At 43.8% G+C, this 6,565-nt stretch carries 10 protein-coding genes; all 10 read right to left on the bottom strand.

Annotated elements, in window-relative coordinates; all coding sequences use genetic code 11:
* Nucleotides 1–238: hypothetical protein (locus tag ACYVTD_RS08895; protein ID WP_461247424.1), on the bottom strand; the 238-nt coding region annotated here is incomplete at its 3' end.
* Entirely contained in the window at nt 235–393 is a 159-nt protein-coding gene (locus ACYVTD_RS08890) for a hypothetical protein (protein WP_461247423.1), read from the bottom strand. The genes ACYVTD_RS08890 and ACYVTD_RS08895, both read right to left, overlap by 4 nt.
* A gap of 279 nt (nt 394–672) precedes the next feature.
* A complete protein-coding gene (locus ACYVTD_RS08885) occupies nt 673–1,491 on the bottom strand; it encodes a hypothetical protein (RefSeq protein WP_461247422.1) in 819 nt (272 codons plus the stop codon).
* 27 nt (nt 1,492–1,518) lie between these two features.
* On the bottom strand, nt 1,519–2,895 hold the full coding sequence (locus tag ACYVTD_RS08880) for a hypothetical protein (protein ID WP_461247421.1): 1,377 nt from the start codon (nt 2,893–2,895) through the stop codon (nt 1,519–1,521).
* A 6-nt stretch (nt 2,896–2,901) separates the two neighbouring features.
* The gene (locus ACYVTD_RS08875; RefSeq protein ID WP_461247420.1) at nt 2,902–3,102 is read right to left on the bottom strand and encodes a hypothetical protein; all 201 of its coding nucleotides are present in this window, start codon (nt 3,100–3,102) and stop codon (nt 2,902–2,904) included.
* Nucleotides 3,103–3,450: 348 nt separating this feature from the next.
* Nucleotides 3,451–3,993, bottom strand: coding sequence for a DUF5675 family protein (locus tag ACYVTD_RS08870; RefSeq protein ID WP_461247419.1), 543 nt, complete (start codon nt 3,991–3,993; stop codon nt 3,451–3,453).
* A 31-nt stretch (nt 3,994–4,024) separates the two neighbouring features.
* Nucleotides 4,025–4,468, bottom strand: a complete 444-nt coding sequence (locus tag ACYVTD_RS08865) for a hypothetical protein (protein ID WP_461247418.1) — start codon at nt 4,466–4,468, stop codon at nt 4,025–4,027.
* 206 nt (nt 4,469–4,674) lie between these two features.
* Nucleotides 4,675–5,148, bottom strand: a complete 474-nt coding sequence (locus ACYVTD_RS08860; protein WP_461247417.1) for a hypothetical protein — start codon at nt 5,146–5,148, stop codon at nt 4,675–4,677.
* 73 nt (nt 5,149–5,221) lie between these two features.
* Nucleotides 5,222–5,686 (bottom strand): HK97-gp10 family putative phage morphogenesis protein, encoded by a 465-nt coding sequence (locus tag ACYVTD_RS08855; RefSeq protein WP_461247416.1) that lies wholly within the window; start codon nt 5,684–5,686, stop codon nt 5,222–5,224.
* Nucleotides 5,683–6,565: hypothetical protein (locus tag ACYVTD_RS08850; RefSeq protein WP_461247415.1), on the bottom strand; the 883-nt coding region annotated here is incomplete at its 5' end. The genes ACYVTD_RS08850 and ACYVTD_RS08855, both read right to left, overlap by 4 nt.

Here is a 6,565-nt window from a genome sequence, read left to right as displayed (position 1 = left end):
CGAGTCTGCTATGGTTGCAAATATCAACCAATTCATTCAAGCGGGTCAACTGCCCTTCGCTGAAAAGCGGACTATTCTCACCATTTGGGTTCTCTTTGCCCTGCGTCTTTATGAATGTTTGGAATAGATCTACCAATTTTACCAAGCCCTCACGGTCAATTCTGACCGCTTCGCTCTTTGCGAGTTTGTCGGTCCTTCCAAGTTTATGCCCATGCCTTCTACGTTCTGCCCTGTTCATTTGCCCTTCTCCTTCTTAATTAAAAATAGCAAATCTTCCTTTAATGCCATCGTTTCGGCATCGCCGTTGTGCCTTCTATACGCCCTCAACAGACCATAGACCGTATTTATGACCCACTTTTTTTCTTCGGGCAAATCAAAATCGCTCTTTTTCATATTTCCCCCGGAACGGATGGGACGGGAAATCCGCTTTCTGTTTGCAAATTTGCATTCACCAGTTGCCGGATATTATATGACATAACAGGCACCAAACAGCCCTTACCAATCCACCAGGCACAAGAATCAACGCAAGGTTTACCGTGCATTATAGGGCAAATCTTCCCCTTATCCATAAAATCCTGACGTTCAAATTTGTTTTGGGAAAATTCCCTGCGATCCATCCTATAATCACCCATACCTACATCTCCTTTGTTTTATCCATATATTATAGATGGGTCAACCGAGGTACTTTCGGGTCACGGCTGTCTTTTTTGGCACAGCCACCCTTTTCCCCTCGTCATATCCGTGATCGCCCAGTTCAAGCGGTTCATTTAGAAACTGGGAAAGAATGTGCCGAATTAAATTATGTGGGACATGCGACCTTTCCGCATAAGTGCGGAGTAGCGATATTCCCCCTCTTTTATCCTTCGGCGGATCATATATCTTTTCCTGCTCTTTTATTGTAAAATTTGTAAAGGGCTTTCGGGGATTGTGGTCCCTGAGTTGCAAATGCACATCGCTAAAAATTATTGTGGGCTTGTATGCCGTCCAACCATAGCACGCATACTTTGTTCTATTTAAATATCCCTTCATATTTGCAAAGTCCATAAGATATTGAAATATATAGCTCGTATTTCCGTTTTCTATACTCCAGTGCTTTGGTCTATAATGCTGGATTATTTGTGCGGTGCACATAGCTGTTGCGATGCCAAGTTCGCGAATCTTGTCAAACTCCGGTTTAATATGGTAGGGCGTCCACTTATTTTTCCAGTATAAATTAAACCCCACCTCACCCTTCGGCACAAACCGCCACAGGCTTCCGCCACTTATCAATACCCAACTCGTGCACGGTGGACTTGCAAAAATAATATCTGGCTTCGGGTAGCGGTCCAATATCTTTTTAGCTTTCTTAAAATTTGATAAATCAAGTTCAATATGTCCGGTGCCATCGCCCAAACCAAAACTATATACGGTAAATTCCGGCAGTGCATTCCGCACGCTTCCGGTCTCAGAATCAAATAGTGCCCAGATTACGGGATTTCTTCTCTTACGCATTTCATTTCCTCATTAAATATAATCCTGTCAACTCCCATACAAGACGCCACCCGGTTTGGTTGAGAAGGCACCGCGAAAGAGCGAAGCAAGGGAATCCGGGCAGTCATCCGGTTCGCGTCCTTCCTCGTAGTCCATTATTTGCTGTATATACTCATCCTCCGTGTCATCCGCAAACCAAATCTTATCCCAATTGTATTTAGCATAAGTAACAATTTTAACATATTTATTTGTGGCTTCGTGATACTCGTCAACATAAAAGAGACCCCTACTAAACTCGCGTAGCTTTGTAGCGACCCATCCCTGATCGGGATTATTCTCAACAAATACCTTCTTTACCCTATATTGAAATAGCTTCTCCACTATGACATGCATCACGCTGTTGACATTTTCGGTAAACATAAAACCCATAAAAGTATAACCATCGCCACGCGGATCCTTCTGTCCTATGGTCAACGCTCCGGTATGATCGCCCTTGTATTTAGCATCTATGTGTGCAAAGATGGGACTGGTAAACTTATTCCATTCCCTAAATTTCGCATCCTTAAATACTTTTATTAAAGAGGTGCGATGTTCCAACTCGTAGTTTATACCCCATAGCTCGTCGGTCATCTGCGATTTTCTCTTTTCTATCTCCGCTTTGGAAAATAGCTTTGCATCATAGACGGTAAATTTTGTTGGTGGATTAAATATCGGCTTCCCTTCCGCATTCTTTGCATTAAAAGCATCTTCGGGGTGCCACGGTGTCCCAAAGAAGACCAATTTACTTTCGGGATCTAATATGTTTACCAATTCCATTACGCTGTTGCACGTCTTATCCCTTTCGGCTTTGCTATATCTATCCTGCAATGTGACTATATCGTCCATTATTATTAAATCATAATGCGAACCGGTGGGCAGTTGATGAATGCCATAAAAATCCACGCTATTCTCTTTTGTTATGCTATTCTTAAACTTAAACAGCAAACTACCGCTTCTACTGCTTTCCAAATCCGGGAACGCGCCGTGAATCACCTTAAATATCTTTCTAATGTCATCATTTTCAAACATCTTGACTATGGCGTTTCGCTCTTTTTCCGACGAGGTAAACGTCTTACGCAACACGGCAATTCTCGCATCGGGGTGAAACAGTAACCAATAAATTACCCCTATTTCCACCAGTGCCGTGGTCTTGTAGCTACCGCGATGTGCCTGGAATGGCGTGCATCTGCCATCCGCCGGAAGCGGTGAATTAAAGATCAAATGCAACCAGTAAGAATGCAAATTTATCAACCTGGTTTTTCCGACGAACCAACCCAGTTTGTGCGGACTGGTCAACACGCTATCAATCAACCTTTCCCGAACGCGGTGTGCACCGAGTTCTGCATTCGGCTTGAATATCGGTTCTGTGCTGGGTTGACCTGGCATAAATTACTAGCTCATTTCCGGGTGCCATAGAATAGGAATGGGAAAATCCCCACTTTCGGCATCGCACGTTTCATAATGCAATTCCCACGCATCGGTTGATCTAAAATGATCAAGGGCTTCCGCTTCGCCCACCGATATATCGGGGTTGACCCTTCCGTAATGCAAATCGGCTTCTATCAAGGGTGCACCTATTTCAAACTCATCCATTATGATTATCTCCAAAAATTTTCTGACCGCTTCTCTCAAGTGCTTCCAAATCGCATAACCGCCGGATATACCCAATTATTATATAATCAAGGTTTTGGCGGGTTGACTTATTCAGAAAAAAGAAATAGGGTGCATTTGCTTTTGTCTTCGGGTAAAAGATTTTAAAATATGTCCTACTCTCCATTATTATTTTTATCGCCTGTAACTGGAGTGCATTGTTGAGTAGCACATTGCAAAAGCGGAAGCCGGTGCCATTCGCCTGTGCGACCCAATTATCGGTGAATCCTATGGAGTTCACATATAAAGAGGGTATATCGGATATTGATTCCGATAGGTTTTCAAATACCCTCACTTTTTCCCCCTCTTCTTTTTTGGCTTTTCCTCTTCCTCCGTGTTGACCTCTGTGGGTTCTTCGGCGTGGGTAATGGGTTCGGTTAGGTCAATCGTATCGGTGGGTCTTATTATATCCAGGGTGAAATCGCGGTTGCCCTCTTTTTTAAATAGCTGGGTAAACTCATCCATCGCCTTCTTGCTTTCCTGGATACCCGCATTTTGTGGGAGTGGGCGCATACCGAGGAGTAGACACCCTTCCGTATGCTCTTCCGTATTGCCGCTGTGGATGCGAATGCCCTTGTATCCCGGGACATTTAGGACTTCCCACATGGGTCTACCATATTTTTCGCTGTGGGTGAGGGATACGGCGTATGTGCCGTATGGGATGGCACTCTTTCCGTGAATCTTCCATTCCCTTACGGTCTTTGGATCGCCGTCACCACGCACCATATCTTCGCACGCCCAACACGACCAAATTTCCTTCCCTTCTTTGTAGACCCTAAATATACCGAGCGATCTCTTGTCATTTAGAATCGTCCGCTGTAATACTGCCTTCATATAGACCTCCATTTTTTGACAATATATAAAATCATTTCACGACCTCCGCGTCGACCGCCACCTGAACCTCATTAAACTTTTCAAGTAACTTCGCCGCATCGCCATTATTAAACCCCTTCGCCTGGTTTGGTTTGAGGTTTGCGAGGTATTGACCGAGAAGCACGAGGGCACGTTCGCGGTTTGCAAAATTTATGTTCATCGCCCTCTTCCCATTCGCATCGCGAAAGGGTTGGAGTTGCACCCCATCAATGGCATTACGCACGCTGTCGGGGAAATCCTCCCAATCCTCATACTTGAGGGTCCCATCGGTATTTATGACATCGCCGATATTGTAAAACGCCCTATCATAGAGTATACCAAATATCTTTTGTTCCAACTCCACCTTCCTTCTCTCAAACAAGGTCTCACATACCTCGTTTATGCCACGCATTATCTTTTCCGAATTTACTTCCTGGTTTGAAAGATGCTTTGTCAACGCCTGCGCCTGTTTGTTGGACCAACCGTGTGCACGGAGTATACAATAATAGGCTTCCGTCTCACTGAGACCCAAAAGTTTGCGTTTACTTTTTGGCAAATGATGTTCCAGGCGAAATAGGTAATGCTTGTTGTGGGTCATTTTTGACCCGACCAACTTTCTCTTGTTGCGTGCACAGGACATTGTCTATCGCTCCCCTCGTGCCCTTATGCAAATCCGGGCGTCTGTATGCCGAACCAATCAAACATATATTCCAATTCCTTTTTTACCTTTTCTTCCGACCACCCCAAAAATTCGCGTAGTCGCTTTGGTTTTATTTGACCGCTTCCGATAAATGTGTTTTTCTCATCCTGCATCAACTCCCGTATCGCGTCAAATAAAAGGAATACCCGCTTGTTATCGCGGCATTCCTCATATAGATCCCGCTGTTCCACCTCCATAAATTCAATCTTGCCCGTAATGGGTTGATTCCGCTTCTCATATTTGACCGACCAGCCTATTAGTTGTTTTAGCTGGTTATAGAGATGCGTGGGAAATGTTGACAGGGAAGCATCAAAGGACAACAGGGCTTCCGCTTCATAGTCCTTTATTTGTTCCAGAATCGCGGTTGCCGGTATGCTGGGGTTTGAACCCTTTATACGCTTGAACCAAAAACGCTTTGTCATTTCAACCTTAGTCATATTTACCTACCTTGTGCCACTGGCACCGGGAACATAGGGCAACATCGCCCTATCCCCCAAATATAGCAAATTTTTATGCTTCCGTGGACTTTTCCAGGATCACCGCCACCGACATCCGCATTTGACCCGTATCTATTAAGGGCTTTGTGCTCTTTTTTGCCCTCTTTGTGCTTTCCGCCAGACCCGCAAATGTGCCATCGGTTATTTCCCGCTGTATTCTGCTCTTATAGATGGCACCCATCTTCAATAGCTCACGGTCAACATCCGCACCCTTTGATATCCTTTTTAGGGAATTTTGCATTTTCTCTTTCATTTCTTCCGCATTCTTTTCAAAGGTCTGTCGCATAAACGGACGCGGTGGACGGTGCATTTTTTCCGATCCAAATTCATTAAAGACCGCCACATCTGCGACCGTGACCTCCGGATTACCCTTTGATGGCTTTGAATTTTTTGAGGGATAACCTATTAAGACGCCACCCTTTGGAATCTTTATATCCAATAGGGTCTTGTTATTTTTGTTTATTACCTCCACGCTCACGGTGCACCCCCTTCTTTTGCCACCGGCAAAAATTCATCCCACATAATTTTTATAGCATCCCTAAATTCCGGATAAAAGTCCTGAATCAAATTAAACGATTCCAGTGCCTGTACATCTACGGACCTCATAAAATATGATTGTGCAAAGTAGCTGTGCATCTCATTTCCAAACTCAAACGCGTCACCTGCGAAATAATAAAATAAATGATGTGCTCTTATATTTGCACGCATTTTTATCAAGGCATTCAGTTTATCCGCTTCTTGTGTGGTCAATTCTGGATTTCTCTTTTTCAATTCATTTGCGTAAAGGTGATAAACAAATTCATACTGCTCACCACCCCCAGAAGATTGATGATGACCCCTCAGTTTTTTCCAGGCTTCTATTCGTTCCTTTATTTCCCCCACCTCACGCCTTACCGTATCATCATCCCACTTAGCACTTGCATTTGTAGTAGGAAATATAAATTCCTTTTGTATTCTCTCACGGGTCAACTTGATCGCCTTTTCAAACGCCACTCTTTTTTTCCGATCTTTAGTTAGTACATGAAAAACAGCGTGGGCAAATTCGTGATATTTTATTTGTGCGACACTAAGCGGATTTCTACCGTGTTCATTTATTTGTATTTCCTGAAAAGCCCAACTAAAACTAGATGCCCCCTTTGAAATGAACTCAATTCTCTTCACCTTTTTAAAAGCTACTTCCAAAAATTTTAGTGCACCGGCATCCAACAGGGTCTTCTTAAAAACAGCATCTACAAATTTATCCGCATCGGATTTAGATTTAAATTTACCTTTTATATCAGAGACCGTCTTTTCCGCTCTTTGTTCCTCTACGGTGACCAATTCCACCGGTATGGGTGCACCGCTCACAGGCTTTGGT

The organism is Treponema sp. R6D11 (assembly GCF_054786075.1).
The sequence above is the reverse complement of the archived record's forward strand: the minus strand, read 5'-3'. Positions and strand labels throughout refer to the sequence as shown.